Source organism: Stenotrophomonas maltophilia group sp. SKK55 (assembly GCF_057179845.1).
The window spans coordinates 1-14,898 of record NZ_JBXUHP010000018.1; the positions used below are offsets into that span (position 1 = coordinate 1).

Here is a 14,898-nt window from a genome sequence, read left to right on the forward strand (position 1 = left end):
GGCGCTGGGCTACCACTCGCCTAACAACTACGCCCGGCAGCTCCGGGCTGCCGCCTGAAACGGCTTCATGGCGTCCGTTTTCAGGGGGCCAGATCAGAACGCCCAGCCGCCAGCGGCTGGGCCGGACCCCGGAGGGGGGTTTACGGCGTGTCCTGCCTGCCCACCCCGGCCCAGCCACTTACTGACAATCCAGCGCCGACCAGCCGCTGTTGCTGTTGCTGTTGCTTCAAAACCAGCCTGCCGCAGGCAGCGCCGCAGCCGCCGCTGCAGGAAAAACCTGAATACGTTCCGACACCGCACCTCAATCCCCCGCCTCCGCGGCCGATAACGGGGTTGTCACAGTCTGTCTGCCGTGACCGGCTCGGCGCCGCCCGCCTGCTTCAACCGGGTCCTGCTCGATGAATCTCCTGCATCGCTGGCAACACTACTTCCGCAATCTTTCCGTCCGGCGCAAGCTCAACCTGCTGACGCTGCTCATCGCGCTCGGCGTGATCGCGCTCTCGGTGATCGCCGCCCGCATGCAGTACCTGGATCTCACCGAGACCCGCAAGACCGCACTGAAGACCCAGGTCGAACTGAGCTACGGCATCCTCCAGCACTACCACCGCCTGGCCGGTACCGGCGAACTCAGCGAAGAGGCTGCCAAGCGCGCCGCGCTGCAGGCACTGGAAGTGATGCGTGCAGAGAACGATACCTACTATTTCAACGTCTACGACACCGGCTACCGGCTGCTGATGCACCCGTTCCGCAAGGACCTGGTCGGCAAGGACATGAAGGACTTCCGCACCGACGATGGTGTGCGCATCTACTACGACCAGGTCGAAGCGGCCAAGGCCGGTGGCGGCTTCGTCAGCTACCGCTGGGCCAAGCCGGGCAGCAATGGCGAGGTCGAGAAGGTCGCCTACGCCGGCCTGTTCGCGCCGTGGAACTGGGTGGTCAGCAGTGGCGTCTACATGGACGACGTGCAGAAGCAGGCGCTGGTGTTCACCGCCATCATGGCAGTCTCCGGCGGCGTCCTGGTGCTGATCGTACTGGCCCTGAGCTGGGTCATCGGCAACCGCATCGCGGTACCGCTGAAGCAGGCCACAGCCGTCGCCGAAGGCATCGCCGCCGGCAAGCTCGACAGCCACATCGGCCCGCAGCCGCACGATGAAACCGGCCGCCTGCTGGACGCCATGGCCGGCATGCAGCAGCAGTTGCATGCGGTCATCACCGGCCAGCGCGAAATGGCCCGCCGCCACGACGGTGGCGAACTCAGCTACCGCATCGACGCCAGCGCCTTCCCCGGCGAATACGGGCTGATGGTGCAGGAAACCAACGCCCTGGTGGGTAGCCACGTGCAGACCCTGCACGATGTGCTGGACGTGGTGCAGCAGTACGCGGTCGGTGACCTGAGCCGCGACATCGCCCGCTACCCGGGCGAAAAGGCGGCGATGACCACCACCGTCGACACCGTCAAGGCCAACCTCGGCCGCATCAACGCCGAGATCAAGCAGTTGGCCAGCGCCGCTGCTGCCGGCGACTTCAGCCGCCGAGGCGATGCGCAGTGCTTCGACCACGATTTCCGCCTGATGCTGGAAAACCTCAACGCGATGATGGCGGTCAGCGATGACAACCTCGGCAAGCTCTCGCAGCTGCTGTCGGCCATCGCCGAAGGTGACTTGACCGCGCGCATGCACGGCGACTACCAGGGCGTGTTCGCCCGCATGCGCGACGATGCCAACGCCACGGTCGCGCAGCTGACCCAGATCGTCGGCCAGATCCAGGCCAGCGCCTCCAGCATCACCCTGGCCGCCGGCGAGATCGCCTCCGGCAACAGCGACCTGTCGCGCCGGACCGAACAGCAGGCCGCCAACCTGGAAGAAACCGCGGCCTCGATGGAGGAACTGACCTCCACCGTGCGCCAGAACGCCGAGCACGCCCGCCAGGCCAACCAGCTCGCCATCGGCGCCCATGGCGTCGCCTCGCAGGGTGGCGAGGTCGTCGGCCAGGTGGTCACCACCATGTCCGCCATCGAAGCCTCGTCGAAGAAGATCGCCGAGATCATCTCGGTGATCGACGGCATCGCGTTCCAGACCAACATCCTGGCGCTGAACGCCGCCGTGGAAGCCGCGCGTGCCGGTGAACAGGGCCGCGGCTTCGCCGTGGTCGCCAGCGAAGTGCGCACCCTCGCCCAGCGCTCGGCCGCTGCCGCCAAGGAAATCAAGGGCCTGATCGACGACTCGGTCGGCAAGGTTGCCGAGGGCTCCAGCCTGGTCCACCAGGCCGGCAGCACCATGGGCGAGATCGTCGCCTCGGTGCAGCGTGTGACCGACATCATGGCCGAGATCTCTGCGGCCTCGCAGGAACAGAGCGCGGGCATCGAGCAGGTCAACCAGACCGTGGTGCAGATGGACGAAACCACCCAGCAGAACGCTGCGCTGGTAGAGGAAGCCACCGCCGCCGCACGCGCGATGGAAGACCAGGCGGCGCAGCTGGCCGATGCCGTGGCGATCTTCCGGCTCGACAACCAGGTCTCCGCCGCAGTGAAGGCTGTCGCCGAACGCGTGGAACCGGCGCGCATCACCACCGTGGCACGTCCGCAGCCGACCAGCACCCCCGCGCCGGTACGTCGCAGCAGCAACGCCGGCACCTTCGTCGCCAGCGACAGCGACTGGCAGGAATTCTGAGACCCACCCGTGGCGGCTTCGGCCGCCGCCCCCGCCGATGGACACGTCCCCCGTGCAAAGTCCTACTCCCATCGTTACCGGTCCACGCGAATTCGAGTTCGCCGACCGTGATTTCCGCCGCGTCTGCGACCTGATCTACCAGCGCGTGGGCATTGCGCTTGCGCCGGCAAAGCGCGACATGGTCTATGGCCGCCTGTCGCGCCGCCTGCGCACGCTGGGCATGCGCAGCTTCCAGCAGTACCTGGACCATCTGGAACAGGAAGATGGTGACGAGTGGCAGGCGTTCACCAACGCCCTGACCACCAACCTGACCTCGTTCTTCCGCGAACCGCACCACTTCGACAAGCTGCGCGAAGAACTGCAGCAGCGCTCCAGCCGCACGCCGTTGCTGCTGTGGTCGTGCGCGGCGTCCACGGGTGAAGAGCCCTACTCGATGGCGATCACCGCGTGCGAGGCCTTTGGCACCCTGAAGCCGCCGGTGCGCATCATTGCCACCGACGTCGATACCCAGGTGCTGGCCACCGCCGGCCGCGGCGTCTACAACATCGATCGCGTCGCCAGCCTCGATCCGGACCTGCGCCGCCGCTACTTCCAGCGTGGCAGCGGCCCCAACGAGGGCCAGTGCCGCGTGCTGCCTGCGCTGCGCGAGCTGATCGAATTCCGCCCGTTGAACCTGCTCGCCCCGCGCTACGACGTCGGTGGCCCGTTCGACGCACTGTTCTGCCGCAACGTAATGATCTACTTCGACAAGCCGACCCAGCGCGCGATCCTCGGCCGCCTGGTGCAGCACCTGGCCGATGACGGCCTGCTCTACACCGGCCATTCGGAGAACTATCTGCACGCCGCCGACCTGATCCAGCCCTGCGGCCGCACCCTGTACCGCCGTGCGGCGAAGGCCGGCGCATGAATGCTTCGCTGCGTACCGACGATGTGATGCGCTACCAGGATGCGCGCTTCCAGACCATCGCCGCCAAGCTGCTGCCCACCCAGTACCTGGTGGTCGATGACACCACCGCGCTGACCACCACGCTGGGCTCGTGCGTCGCCGCCTGCCTGCGCGACCCGGTGCTGAAGATCGGCGGCATGAACCACTTCCTGCTGCCCGAGGGCAACGCCGGTGACGGCGCGCCCGCGCGCTACGGCAGCTACGCGATGGAACTGCTGATCAACGACATGCTCAAGCGTGGTGCCCACCGCAAGCGCATCGAGGCCAAGGTGTTCGGTGGCGCCAACGTGCTGAAGGGCTTCACCAGCAACCCGGTTGGCACCCGCAACGCCGAGTTTGTCCGCCAGTACCTTCAGGCCGAGCACATTCCGATCATTGCCGAGGACCTGTGCGGCATCCATCCGCGCAAGATCTGGTTCTTCGCCGATACCGGCCGCGTGGTGGTGCAGCGCCTGCCGCATGCGCATGAGGCCGAGGTGGCCGCCACCGAATCGGCGGTGCGTGCGCGCCTGTCCAAGGCGCCGGTCACCGGTGGCGTGGAGCTGTTCGAATGACCTTCACCGGCAACGCCCCCTGCCGAGTCCTGATCGTCGACGACTCCGCCGTCGTGCGGCAGATGCTCACGGAAATCCTGTCCAGCGACCCGGCCATCGACGTGGTCGGCACCGCGGCTGACCCGCTGTTGGCGCGCGAGAAGATCAAGCGCCTGCTCCCGGACGTGATCACCCTGGACGTGGAAATGCCGCGCATGGACGGGCTGGCGTTCCTGGAAAACCTGATGCGCCTGCATCCGCTGCCGGTGGTGATGATTTCCTCGCTGACCGAGCGAGGCGCCGACACCACCCTGCAGGCACTGGCGCTGGGCGCCGTGGATTTCGTCTCCAAGCCCAAGCTGGACGTGGCCCGTGGCCTGCAGGGCTATGCCGAGGAGATCATCGCCAAGGTCAAGATGGCGGCGCGCTCGCGCGTGCGCCCGCTGGTGCGTGCCAGCGCCCCCAAGCTCACGCTGGACGCAACGCCGGCGATGCGTGCTGCCTCGCCGCAGTTCCGCACCACCGACCGCCTGATCGCGATCGGCTCGTCAGCCGGTGGCACCGAAGCGCTGCGCGTGGTGCTGGAAGGCATGCCTGCCGATGCACCCGCCGTGGTGATGACCCAGCACCTGCCGGCCAGCTTCAGCAGCGCCTTCGCCGAGCGACTGGACCGCCACTCGGCCATGGCCGTGCGCGAGGCCAGCGACGGCGAAGCAGTACTGCCCGGCCACGCCTACCTGCCACCCGGCGGCAAGCACCTGCGCATCATCCGCGATGGTGCGCGCTGGCGCTGCCGCGTCGATGACGGCCCGGCAGTGAACCGGCACAAGCCCGCGGTGGACGTGCTGTTCCGCTCGGTCGCGCAGAGCGCCGGTGGCAATGCCATCGGTGCCATCCTCACCGGCATGGGTGACGACGGCGCGCGCGGCCTGCTGGAGATGCGCCAGGCCGGCGCGCCCACACTGGTGCAGGACGAGGCCACCAGCGTGGTCTGGGGCATGCCCGGCGCCGCGTTCAAGCTGGGCGCTGCCGAGGAACAGGTGCCGCTGGAGCGGGTCGCCGAGCGGTTGCTCGCCCTCGCCCGCGGCTGACAGGCCCCTGTAGAGCCGAGCCCACGCTCGGCTCCGCTCCCTGCTGGACACCTCCAAGAGACGTCAGGCTCGATTGCCGATCCGCCGCTAGCACTTTCGACCATTGATGTTTCAACGGCGCTGATCGAGGCTTGATCCTGCCGCACGCCATGCGCGGTGACCGGGAGCCCGCAGGACACCGACTTGGAGCGCGGCTGGAGCGGGTCGTATAGTCAGGTATCGCACTGCAATGGAACGCCGATGAACGTTACCCCGCAAGGCCGCGCTGCCCGGGTACGCAGGGAGGGAGGTCCGGGTAACGGGCAATACCCACTGCGCAACCTGTCGCATTTGCCCAGATATGGCGCCGTCGTCCGTGATGAGTCCGCGTGTTCCAAGGATCAAGGACAATCCTGCAGCGACATGGACCGCTCATGCTGAAATCCGCCCCCAGCCTTGCTCATGTTGCGATGATCGCTTTGATCACACTGGCCGCTGCGGGCTGCAGCAAGGAACGCTCGTTCCCGGTCTATCGCGAGAATCCTGCGCCCAAGGATGCGCTGCCGATTGTGATTCGGGTCCACGATGCACCCGTGGATGTCCCCGTTCCTTCGGTCTTCGTCACGTATGAGATAGACCCACTCTGTCTCCCTCCGGTCAACAATTGGGAGGGGGTGCAGTACGAGCCGAACCAGCACAAGGTTGAGGTTCAGGCACAGCGCCTCAGTGCAACTGAATTCAGCAGTGCTGTTTTCAACGACGGCATGGAAGTTGCCGATTACTACGGTCGTGGCCCGTGCACTTGGACACCCGTGCTCGTGGAAGCTTCATTCCCCTTCATCATCGATGATCGCCGTATCCAAGCAACCGCATGGACTTCATTCACAAAGCTTGAAACCGAGAAACTCTCTACTACTTACGTACATCGCGCCTTACGCCCCATGACTTCAGGGGGATCGCCAGAGTGGACGCCTACCGAGCCTTCGACTTGGTACGAGAAGATGTCTCAAGATAAGCGAAAGGATTACTTCCCAATCGAAATCTCCACACGGACTGAAGGAACAGCCCAATGAATCCTCGAGCAAATGCAGCCCTCGCAGATCATGTCTACAAGGATCCGCTCCCTGCACCCAAGGCCATTGTTACCATTGCCGGGACGGAATATCGTGTATTGGCCAGCCTAAACTCCGCCACCGGCTACCAAGGCGTCATTTACCATAATCTCGAATCCAAAGAAGTAATCGTCACCCATCGCGGTACCGAGTTTGATCGCCAGCCTCTGATTGACGGCGGCATCGATGCGGCGATGGTCACCGCCAGAATCAACGCGCAGATTGATGATGCCCTCGCGCTCACCAAGCAGGCAATCGAGCTGGCTGACGCAAATGGATATGGCCTGGTACACGTCACCGGCCACTCCCTCGGCGGCACGCTCGCGCAGATCACTGCACACCACTACAACCTCCCCGGCGACGCGTTCAATCCCTACGGTGCCGCCGGGCTGGCACATCGCCTTCCTGAAGGCCAGCCAGCCAACGCGGCACCCTTCACCAACCATGTGATGGCAGGCGACCTGGTCAGTGCCGGCGGTCCCCATTACGGCAAGGTCGAGATGTATGCGCTGCCCAGGGAACTGGAGATCCTGCGCAACGCCGAGCACGGCCAGCGCATCGCCTCGATCGGAACACCCGGGATGAAGAGCGGCCATGTCATGTCCGCCGCGGTGGCGGTCCAGTTGGGCGATTCCCATCGATTGGTTCATTTCCTTGATCGCATGACCGACAAGGGTCCGGTGCAATCTGTACTGGACAACCCACAGGCGCGGGTCACGGATCCTGAGGACCTGCGCCGGATTGCCGACTACCGCAGTGATGTTCATCAACTGCGTGCGGGTGCGACCGTGCTTGTCGGCGGCGGGCCCGGTCTGCTGCGCGACGGTATCAATTTCCTGCGCGGTGTCGAGGAAGCCGGTGCATACGCCCGCCGCGAGGCTGAAGCGGAGCAGCGGGCCCAGAATGCGCTCAAGCCGGGGGAGCAGCTGATCCAGGATGCAACCGGCAAGGGCTCGCCCTCTCTCGGCAATCCCGGCTTCTCTCCCAGGAGTCCATTGCAGGAGAGCATTGAATCAACCTTGGACAAGGCAGGCCTGGATCCCAGGAAGGAAGGCCATCCAGACCATGCGCTCTACCGGCAGATTCGCGATGGTGTATCCGCCGTGGATGCCAGGCACGGGCGCAGCTTCGATGAAACCAGTGAGCGCGTGACGGCCGGCCTGCTTGCGGCAGCCAAGGGCAGCGGCCTGGAACGCGTCGATCATGTTGTACTGGGCAATTCACCCAGCGATGGCTCAGCCTCTCGCATGTTCGTTGTGCAGGGAGCGCTCGACAATCCAGCACACCTGCGGGCGTCGGTTCCAATCAGTGAGGCCGTCAATACGCCCGTAGAACAGTCGCTCGCCAAGGCCGAGCAGATTTCGCAGGCACAGCAGGTCGCCCAGCAGGACCTCGCCCAGGAGCAGGCCCTCACTGCGAGGCGGATGGGCTAGGCCACCTGGCCGGGCACAATGAAAAACCCGGCTCTCACCGGGGGTTTTTCATTTCAACGGGATGCCGGCCAGCGGCCGGCACTACCATGCGTCGTCCGCTCACAAAAAACCCCCGGCGCGAGCCGGGGGTTTTCCGTTACCGCATCAGGCAGCGACCGTGCTGGCCACGTCCTGGTATTCCTCGATCTGGTCGAAGTTCATGTAGCGGTAGATCTCCGCACCATTGGCGTTGATCACGCCGATGTCCGCCATGTACTCCTCCTTGGTCGGGATGCGGCCCAGACGCGAGCAGATCGCCGCCAGTTCCGCCGAACCCAGGTACACGTTGGTGTTGCGGCCCAGACGGTTCGGGAAGTTGCGGGTCGAGGTCGACATCGCGGTGGAACCTTCGCGGATCTGCGCCTGGTTGCCCATGCACAGCGAGCAGCCCGGCATTTCCATACGAGCGCCGGTAGCACCGAAGGTGCCGTACACGCCTTCCTTGGTCAGTTCCGAGGCGTCCATCTTGGTCGGCGGGGCCACCCACAGGCGGGTCGGCAGGTCACGCTTGCCTTCCAGCAGCTTGGCAGCGGCGCGGAAGTGGCCGATGTTGGTCATGCACGAACCGATGAACACCTCGTCGATCTTGGCACCGGCCACTTCGGACAGGGTCTTCACGTCGTCCGGGTCGTTCGGGCAGGCCACGATCGGCTCGTGGATGTCGGCCAGGTCGATCTCGATGACGGCGGCGTACTCGGCGTCCGCGTCCGGCTCCAGCAGCTGCGGGTTGGCCAGCCACGCTTCCATCTTCTCGATGCGACGCTGCAGCGAGCGCGGATCCTGGTAACCCTCGGCAATCATCCACTTCAGCAGGGTGATGTTGCTGGTCAGGTACTCGATGATCGGCTCCTTGTTCAGGCGCACCGAGCAACCGGCCGCCGAACGCTCGGCCGAGGCGTCGGACAGTTCGAACGCCTGTTCGACCTTCAGATCCGGCAGGCCTTCGATTTCCAGGATACGGCCGGAGAAGATGTTCTTCTTGCCCGCCTTGGCCACGGTCAGCAGGCCCGACTTGATCGCGTACAGCGGGATCGCATTGACCAGGTCACGCAGGGTCACGCCCGGCTGCATCTTGCCCTTGAAGCGCACCAGCACCGACTCCGGCATGTCCAGCGGCATCACGCCGGTGGCGGCAGCGAAGGCGACCAGGCCCGAGCCGGCCGGGAACGAAATACCCACCGGGAAACGGGTGTGCGAATCACCACCGGTACCGACGGTGTCCGGCAGCAGCATGCGGTTGAGCCAGCTGTGGATCACGCCGTCGCCCGGGCGCAGCGAAACGCCGCCACGGGTGGAGATGAACTCCGGCAGGGTGTGGTGCGTCTTCACGTCCACCGGCTTCGGGTAAGCGGCGGTATGGCAGAACGACTGCATCACCAGGTCGGCCGAGAAGCCCAGGCAGGCCAGGTCCTTCAGCTCGTCACGGGTCATCGGGCCGGTGGTGTCCTGCGAGCCGACCGAGGTCATCTTCGGCTCGCAGTAGGTGCCCGGGCGCATGCCCTGGCCTTCCGGCAGGCCACAGGCACGGCCGACCATCTTCTGTGCCAGCGAGAAGCCCTTGCCGGTATCGGCCGGCTGCACCGGCAGGCGGAACAGGTCGGTCGGGGCCAGGCCCAGCGCTTCGCGCGCCTTGCCGGTCAGGCCACGACCGATGATCAGCGGGATGCGGCCACCGGCACGCACTTCGTCGAACAGCACGTCGGACTTGACCTGGAACTCGGCGATCACTTCGCCGTTCTTCAGCGCCTTGCCTTCGTACGGACGCAGCTCGATGACATCGCCGTGCTCCATCTTCGACACGTCCAGCTCGATCGGCAGCGCACCGGCATCTTCCATGGTGTTGTAGAAGATCGGGGCGATCTTGCCGCCCAGGCACACGCCACCGGCGCGCTTGTTCGGGATGTACGGAATGTCATCGCCGGTCCACCACAGCACGCTGTTGGTGGCCGACTTGCGCGAGGAGCCGGTGCCGACCACGTCGCCGACGTAGGCGACCAGGTGGCCCTTGTCCTTCAGCGACAGGATCTGCTGGATCGGGCCGCGCTTGCCGTCTTCTTCCGGGGTGAACGGCGCGTCGTCGCGCTTGTTCTTCAGCATCGCCAGGGCGTGCATCGGAATGTCCGGGCGGGTGGTCGCGTCCGGTGCCGGCGACAGGTCGTCGGTGTTGGTTTCGCCCGGCACCTTGAACACGGTGATGGTCAGGCTCTGCGGCACTTCCGGCTTGCTGGTGAACCACTCGGCCTCGGCCCAGCTCTGCAGCACGGCCTGGGCGTTGGCGTTGCCGGCCTTCGCCTTCTCCTGCACGTCATGGAACGCATCGAACACCAGCAGGGTGTTCTTCAGGCCATTGGCAGCGATAGCGCCAACGCTGGCGTCGTCCAGCAGCTGGATCAGCGGCGCAACGTTGTAGCCGCCGAGCATGGTGCCCAGCAGTTCGGTGGCGCGCTCGCGGCTGATCAGCGGGTTCTGCTCGCTGCCCAGGGCGATCGCCGCCAGGTACGACGCCTTGACCTTGGCTGCGTCATCGACGCCGGCCGGCACGCGGTGGGTCAGCAGGTCGAGCAGGAACTCGGCCTCGCCCTGCGGCGGGTTCTTCAGCAGTTCGATGACATCGGCCGTCTGCTGCGCGCTCAGCGGCAGCGGCGGGATGCCAAGCGCAGCGCGCTCGGCGACGTGGTGGCGGTAGGCTTCCAACATGACAACTCCCGGGTAATGCGTAGGTTGAAAAATCAAAAGTGGGCTCAGGCGTGCGGCACGATCAGCTTCAGGCCCTTGAAGTAGTCGCGGTAAAACGTGTCGTTCCAGGTGATCAGGCCATCGCACTGCAGCAGTGCGTGCGCACCGACCATGAATTCGTCCAGGCTGCGACGGCTGCCGCCGCGCTGACGGTGACGGCGGTGCATCTCGCCGGCGCGCAGCGCCGACTTGGCCTCCATCGGGTTGAAGTGCACGCCCATCTCTTCCAGTGCTTCGAGCACTTCGGCACCACCGCGCAGCGATGCGCAGACTTCGGCCAGAGTCGCGCCGCAGACCACCACGCGGCCACCGACCAGGCTCTGCCGGAGGATGGCTTCCACGGCATCGGCCTGCGGGCCGTTGCTGAGCAGTTCAACCAGTACCGGTGAATCGACGGCGATCATCACGGCTTATTCCTCGTCGCGCACCGCGCGTACTGCCGCATCGGACGACTCGAAGCCGTCCAGCGCGAACTTGCCGCGCGCCCGTGAAATGGCATCGTCAACACTCTTGCGCAGGATGATGCGGCTGCCGTCCAGCTCGACCTTCAGCAGCGTGCCCTTGGTCAGGCCGAGGGCATCGCGCACCGCCTTGGGCAGGGTGATCTGTCCGCGTTCTGCAACGGTGGCTTCCATGGGTAGGCCTCAAAAAGTATGTATGAATTATACATACCTGACGTAAACACCTCAAATCCGGCGAACTGTGACCTTGAACCAGAATCAGTCGCATTCGACCGCTAGACTGGCCGGGCATCTCTCGCTGTACCGGGCCGGGACACTCCGGCACCGCACGCCCCCTCCCTCATAAAAGGACGTTCAATGCGCGCATTCATTCTGGCCCTGGCTCTGGCCACCCCCCTGGCCCTGGCCGCAGGCCCGGCCCACGCCAATCCGTTCGCGGCCCACACCACCGGCACTGAGATCACCCAGAAGCAACTGGACGAGCTGGAGGTGGGCAAGGCGACCCAGGACCAGGTCCGCGAGAAGTTTGGAGCGCCGACGCGTCGTGAGCAGCTTGGCGACACCCAGGTCTGGTACTACGACTACGCCAAGATCAAGCACTTCGGAAAGAACGTGCAGGAATCGACCGTCTTTGAGTTCGGCAAGGACAACGTACTCAAGGTGAAATCCAAGGGCGCGGCTCCCGCCAAGACCGGCAATCCGTTCCTGGGTGGCTGATCGCCACTGACTGGCGCGCTGCCCGTCGGCGGCGCGCCCCGTGCCCGGTCAAGAACGACTCGACCGCCACGATGACCATCGCTCAGCACGGCTCCGCCCCCAGCGCCTGCAGCACCCCCATGCTGCCGTCCACCTGTCCCCCGGCGCCATACGGCACTGCCTCGAGCCTGTCAGCCCGCACTAAGTCCGGCGGCGCCATGACACGAAAACTACATACGAATTTATAACCTTGCGTTCTGAGCCCGCAGTTCTGCGGCCCCGACGGCATCGGCGATACTGGCCTTCTGCCCGGCGGCACGGACTGCCGGCCACCGCAAGAAGGCCTGCCCATGCGCGGGCCACTGCAAGCCATCCGCAAGAAGGAGTTAACCCGCATGAGCGATTCGTTCTCCACCCGCAGCCAGCTGAACGTCGGTGGCAAGACCTACGACTACTTCAGCCTGCCCACGCTGGGCCAGCGCTTCGATATCTCCCACCTGCCCTACTCGATGAAGATCCTGCTGGAGAACCTGCTCCGGCACGAGGACGGCGGCATCACTGTCGGCAAGGACCACATCGAAGCCGTGGCCCGCTGGAACCCGGCGGCCGAGCCGGACACCGAGATCGCCTTCATGCCGGCGCGCGTGGTCCTGCAGGACTTCACTGGCGTGCCCTGCGTGGTCGACCTGGCCGCGATGCGCGATGCGGTGGTCAAGCTCGGCGGCAAGCCGGAGCAGATCAACCCGCAGATTCCCTCCGAACTGGTCATCGACCACTCGGTGCAGGTCGATGTGTTCGGCAAGCCCGACGCGCTGGACCTCAACGGCAAGATCGAATTCCAGCGCAACCAGGAACGCTACGGCTTCCTGCGCTGGGGACAGAAGGCCTTCGACAACTTCAAGGTGGTGCCGCCCAACACCGGCATCGTCCATCAGGTGAACCTGGAGAACCTGGCCCGCGTGGTGATGACCGCGCAGAAGGATGGCAAGGACATTGCCTACCCCGACACCGTGTTCGGTACCGACAGCCATACCACCATGATCAACGGCATCGGCGTGCTCGGCTGGGGCGTGGGTGGCATCGAAGCCGAGGCCGCCATGCTCGGCCAGCCATCGTCGATGCTGATTCCGCAGGTCGTCGGCTTCAAGCTGACCGGCAAGCTGCCCGAAGGCGCCACCGCCACCGACCTGGTGCTGACCGTCACCCAGATGCTGCGCAAGCTGGGCGTGGTGGGCAAGTTCGTCGAGTTCTACGGTGACGGCCTGCAGCACCTGCCACTGGCCGACCGCGCCACCATCGGCAACATGGCCCCGGAATACGGCGCCACCTGCGGCATCTTCCCGATCGACGCCGAATCGCTGAACTACCTGCGCCTGTCCGGTCGCAGCGAAGAGCAGATCGATCTGGTCGAGGCCTACGCCAAGGCGCAGGGCCTTTGGCACGAACCGGGCAGCCCGCACGCCCAGTACAGCACCACGCTGGAACTGGACATGGGCACGGTGAAGCCGTCGCTGGCCGGCCCGAAGCGCCCGCAGGACCGCGTGCTGTTGGAAGACGTGCAGAAGAACTACCGCGAAGCGCTGGTCGGCATGACCGCCAACCGTGACAAGCGCAGCGAGGACGTTGCCACCTTCGTCAACGAAGGCGGCGGCGCCGCGGTCGGCAACGAGCAGCTGGCCAAGGGCTTCGCCGACATCGAGATCGAAGGCCGCAAGGTGCGGCTGAAGGATGGCGCAGTGGTCATCGCCGCCATCACCTCGTGCACCAACACCTCCAACCCGGCGGTGATGATCGGTGCCGGCCTGCTGGCCCGCAACGCGGCCGCCAAGGGCCTGAACCGTCAGCCGTGGGTCAAGACCTCGCTCGGCCCGGGCTCGCGCGTGGTCACCGACTACCTGGAAAAGGCCGGTGTGCTGAAGGAGCTGGAGAAGATCGGCTTCTACGTGGTCGGCTACGGCTGCACCACCTGCATCGGCAACTCCGGCCCGCTGCCGACCGAAGTCAGCGCCGGCATCGCCGCCGGTGATCTGGTGGTGACCTCGGTGCTGTCGGGCAACCGCAACTTCGAGGGCCGCGTGCACCCCGAAGTGAAGATGAACTACCTGGCCAGCCCGCCGCTGGTGGTGGCCTATGCCATTGCCGGCACCACCGACATCGACCTGACCACCCAGCCGCTCGGCACCGGCAGCGACGGCCAGCCGGTGTTCCTGCGCGACATCTGGCCGAGCAACAAGGAAATCGGCGACGTCATCGCCGCCACCATTGGCCCGGAGATGTTCAAGCAGAACTACGCCGATGTGTTCAAGGGCGATACCCGCTGGAACACCATCGCCTCGCCGGACGGCAACCTGTACGCGTGGAGCGACGCCTCCACCTACATCAAGAACCCGCCCTACTTCGATGGCATGACCATGCAGACCGGCAGCATCGACGACGTGCACGGCGCACGCGTGATGGGCCTGTTCGGCGACTCGATCACCACCGACCACATTTCCCCGGCCGGCAACATCAAGAAGGACTCGCCGGCGGGCCGCTTCCTGCAGGAGCGCGGCGTGCAGCCGGCCGACTTCAACAGCTACGGCAGCCGTCGCGGCAACGATGACGTGATGGTCCGCGGCACCTTCGCCAACATCCGCATCAAGAACCTGATGTTCGGTGGCGAGGAAGGTGGCAACACCCTGTACTACCCGGCTGGTGGTGGCCAGCCGGAAAAGCTGGCGATCTACGATGCGGCCATGAAGTACAAGGCCGACAAGGTGCCGCTGGTGGTGCTGGCCGGCAAGGAATACGGCACCGGCTCGTCGCGTGACTGGGCGGCCAAGGGCACCCTGCTGCTGGGGGTGAAGGCGGTCATCGCCGAGAGCTTCGAGCGCATCCACCGTTCCAACCTGGTCGGCATGGGCGTGCTGCCGCTGCAGTTCCGCAACGGCGAGAACGCGCAGAGCCTGGGCCTGGACGGTTCGGAGGTGATCGACATCACCGGCCTGCAGGACGGTGCCAGCAAGCGCGCCACGGTCACCGCCACCAGGGCCGATGGCACGAAGAAGACCTTTGAGGTCTCGGTGATGCTGCTGACCCCGAAGGAAGTCGAGTACTTCCGCCACGGCGGCCTGCTGCAGTACGTGCTGCGCCAGCTGGCCAGCAAGTAACGACAAAGGGCCGGATCCGCGCGGATCCGGCCCTTTGCGTTTGCGATGCCCTTG

The 14,898-nt window shown here is 65.4% G+C and carries 11 protein-coding genes; 8 read left to right on the top strand and 3 right to left on the bottom strand.

Annotation, left to right across the window (positions count from 1 at the left end):
• Positions 1-398: 398 nt before the first annotated feature.
• From AC2A1N_RS09080 to AC2A1N_RS09105, 6 genes are all read left to right on the top strand, one after another.
• Positions 399-2,669: a methyl-accepting chemotaxis protein gene (locus tag AC2A1N_RS09080; RefSeq protein WP_484372067.1), complete on the top strand. Its 2,271-nt coding sequence runs from the start codon at positions 399-401 to the stop codon at positions 2,667-2,669.
• Between the two features lie 37 nt (positions 2,670-2,706).
• Entirely contained in the window at positions 2,707-3,576 is an 870-nt protein-coding gene (locus AC2A1N_RS09085) for a CheR family methyltransferase (RefSeq protein ID WP_049416359.1), read from the top strand.
• Positions 3,573-4,169, top strand: coding sequence for a chemoreceptor glutamine deamidase CheD (gene cheD, locus AC2A1N_RS09090; RefSeq protein ID WP_014037083.1), 597 nt, complete (start codon positions 3,573-3,575; stop codon positions 4,167-4,169). Before AC2A1N_RS09085 ends, cheD begins: the two co-directional genes overlap by 4 nt.
• Positions 4,166-5,239: a protein-glutamate methylesterase/protein-glutamine glutaminase gene (locus AC2A1N_RS09095; protein WP_061479291.1), complete on the top strand. Its 1,074-nt coding sequence runs from the start codon at positions 4,166-4,168 to the stop codon at positions 5,237-5,239. The genes cheD and AC2A1N_RS09095 overlap by 4 nt, the downstream gene beginning before the upstream one ends.
• Before the next feature lie 413 nt (positions 5,240-5,652).
• Positions 5,653-6,291 (top strand): hypothetical protein, encoded by a 639-nt coding sequence (locus tag AC2A1N_RS09100; protein ID WP_061479290.1) that lies wholly within the window; start codon positions 5,653-5,655, stop codon positions 6,289-6,291.
• Positions 6,288-7,763 (top strand): XVIPCD domain-containing protein, encoded by a 1,476-nt coding sequence (locus tag AC2A1N_RS09105; RefSeq protein WP_242894232.1) that lies wholly within the window; start codon positions 6,288-6,290, stop codon positions 7,761-7,763. The genes AC2A1N_RS09100 and AC2A1N_RS09105 overlap by 4 nt, the downstream gene beginning before the upstream one ends.
• 144 nt (positions 7,764-7,907) lie before the next feature.
• Here AC2A1N_RS09105 and acnB read toward each other — a convergent pair whose 3' ends face one another.
• The 3 genes from acnB to AC2A1N_RS09120 are packed head-to-tail and all read right to left on the bottom strand — an operon-like array spanning position 7,908 to position 11,173.
• On the bottom strand, positions 7,908-10,499 hold the full coding sequence (gene acnB, locus AC2A1N_RS09110) for a bifunctional aconitate hydratase 2/2-methylisocitrate dehydratase (RefSeq protein ID WP_061479288.1): 2,592 nt from the start codon (positions 10,497-10,499) through the stop codon (positions 7,908-7,910).
• A 44-nt stretch (positions 10,500-10,543) separates the two neighbouring features.
• Positions 10,544-10,942, bottom strand: a complete 399-nt coding sequence (locus AC2A1N_RS09115) for a type II toxin-antitoxin system VapC family toxin (protein WP_005416402.1) — start codon at positions 10,940-10,942, stop codon at positions 10,544-10,546.
• A gap of 6 nt (positions 10,943-10,948) precedes the next feature.
• Complete coding sequence (locus AC2A1N_RS09120) at positions 10,949-11,173, bottom strand: AbrB/MazE/SpoVT family DNA-binding domain-containing protein (protein WP_005409505.1); 225 nt, start codon at positions 11,171-11,173, stop codon at positions 10,949-10,951.
• A 183-nt stretch (positions 11,174-11,356) separates the two neighbouring features.
• On the opposite strand from AC2A1N_RS09120, the gene bamE reads away from it, so the two are divergent.
• Together bamE and acnA are read left to right on the top strand one after the other, a co-directional pair.
• Complete coding sequence (gene bamE / locus AC2A1N_RS09125) at positions 11,357-11,716, top strand: outer membrane protein assembly factor BamE domain-containing protein (RefSeq protein WP_061479287.1); 360 nt, start codon at positions 11,357-11,359, stop codon at positions 11,714-11,716.
• Between the two features lie 374 nt (positions 11,717-12,090).
• Complete coding sequence (gene acnA, locus AC2A1N_RS09130) at positions 12,091-14,844, top strand: aconitate hydratase AcnA (protein WP_061479286.1); 2,754 nt, start codon at positions 12,091-12,093, stop codon at positions 14,842-14,844.
• Positions 14,845-14,898 lie beyond the last annotated feature (54 nt).

Bases quoted from the DNA above. Each gene is read 5' to 3' on its own strand.
- AC2A1N_RS09120 (WP_005409505.1), bottom strand. From the start codon at position 11,173: ATGGAAGCCACCGTTGCAGAACGCGGACAGATCACCCTGCCCAAGGCG.
- cheD (WP_014037083.1), top strand. From the start codon at position 3,573: ATGAATGCTTCGCTGCGTACCGACGATGTGATGCGCTACCAGGATGCG.
- bamE (WP_061479287.1), top strand. From the start codon at position 11,357: ATGCGCGCATTCATTCTGGCCCTGGCTCTGGCCACCCCCCTGGCCCTG.
- AC2A1N_RS09105 (WP_242894232.1), top strand. From the start codon at position 6,288: ATGAATCCTCGAGCAAATGCAGCCCTCGCAGATCATGTCTACAAGGAT.
- AC2A1N_RS09100 (WP_061479290.1), top strand. From the start codon at position 5,653: ATGCTGAAATCCGCCCCCAGCCTTGCTCATGTTGCGATGATCGCTTTG.
- AC2A1N_RS09115 (WP_005416402.1), bottom strand. From the start codon at position 10,942: ATGATCGCCGTCGATTCACCGGTACTGGTTGAACTGCTCAGCAACGGC.
- acnB (WP_061479288.1), bottom strand. From the start codon at position 10,499: ATGTTGGAAGCCTACCGCCACCACGTCGCCGAGCGCGCTGCGCTTGGC.
- acnA (WP_061479286.1), top strand. From the start codon at position 12,091: ATGAGCGATTCGTTCTCCACCCGCAGCCAGCTGAACGTCGGTGGCAAG.
- AC2A1N_RS09095 (WP_061479291.1), top strand. From the start codon at position 4,166: ATGACCTTCACCGGCAACGCCCCCTGCCGAGTCCTGATCGTCGACGAC.
- AC2A1N_RS09085 (WP_049416359.1), top strand. From the start codon at position 2,707: ATGGACACGTCCCCCGTGCAAAGTCCTACTCCCATCGTTACCGGTCCA.
- AC2A1N_RS09080 (WP_484372067.1), top strand. From the start codon at position 399: ATGAATCTCCTGCATCGCTGGCAACACTACTTCCGCAATCTTTCCGTC.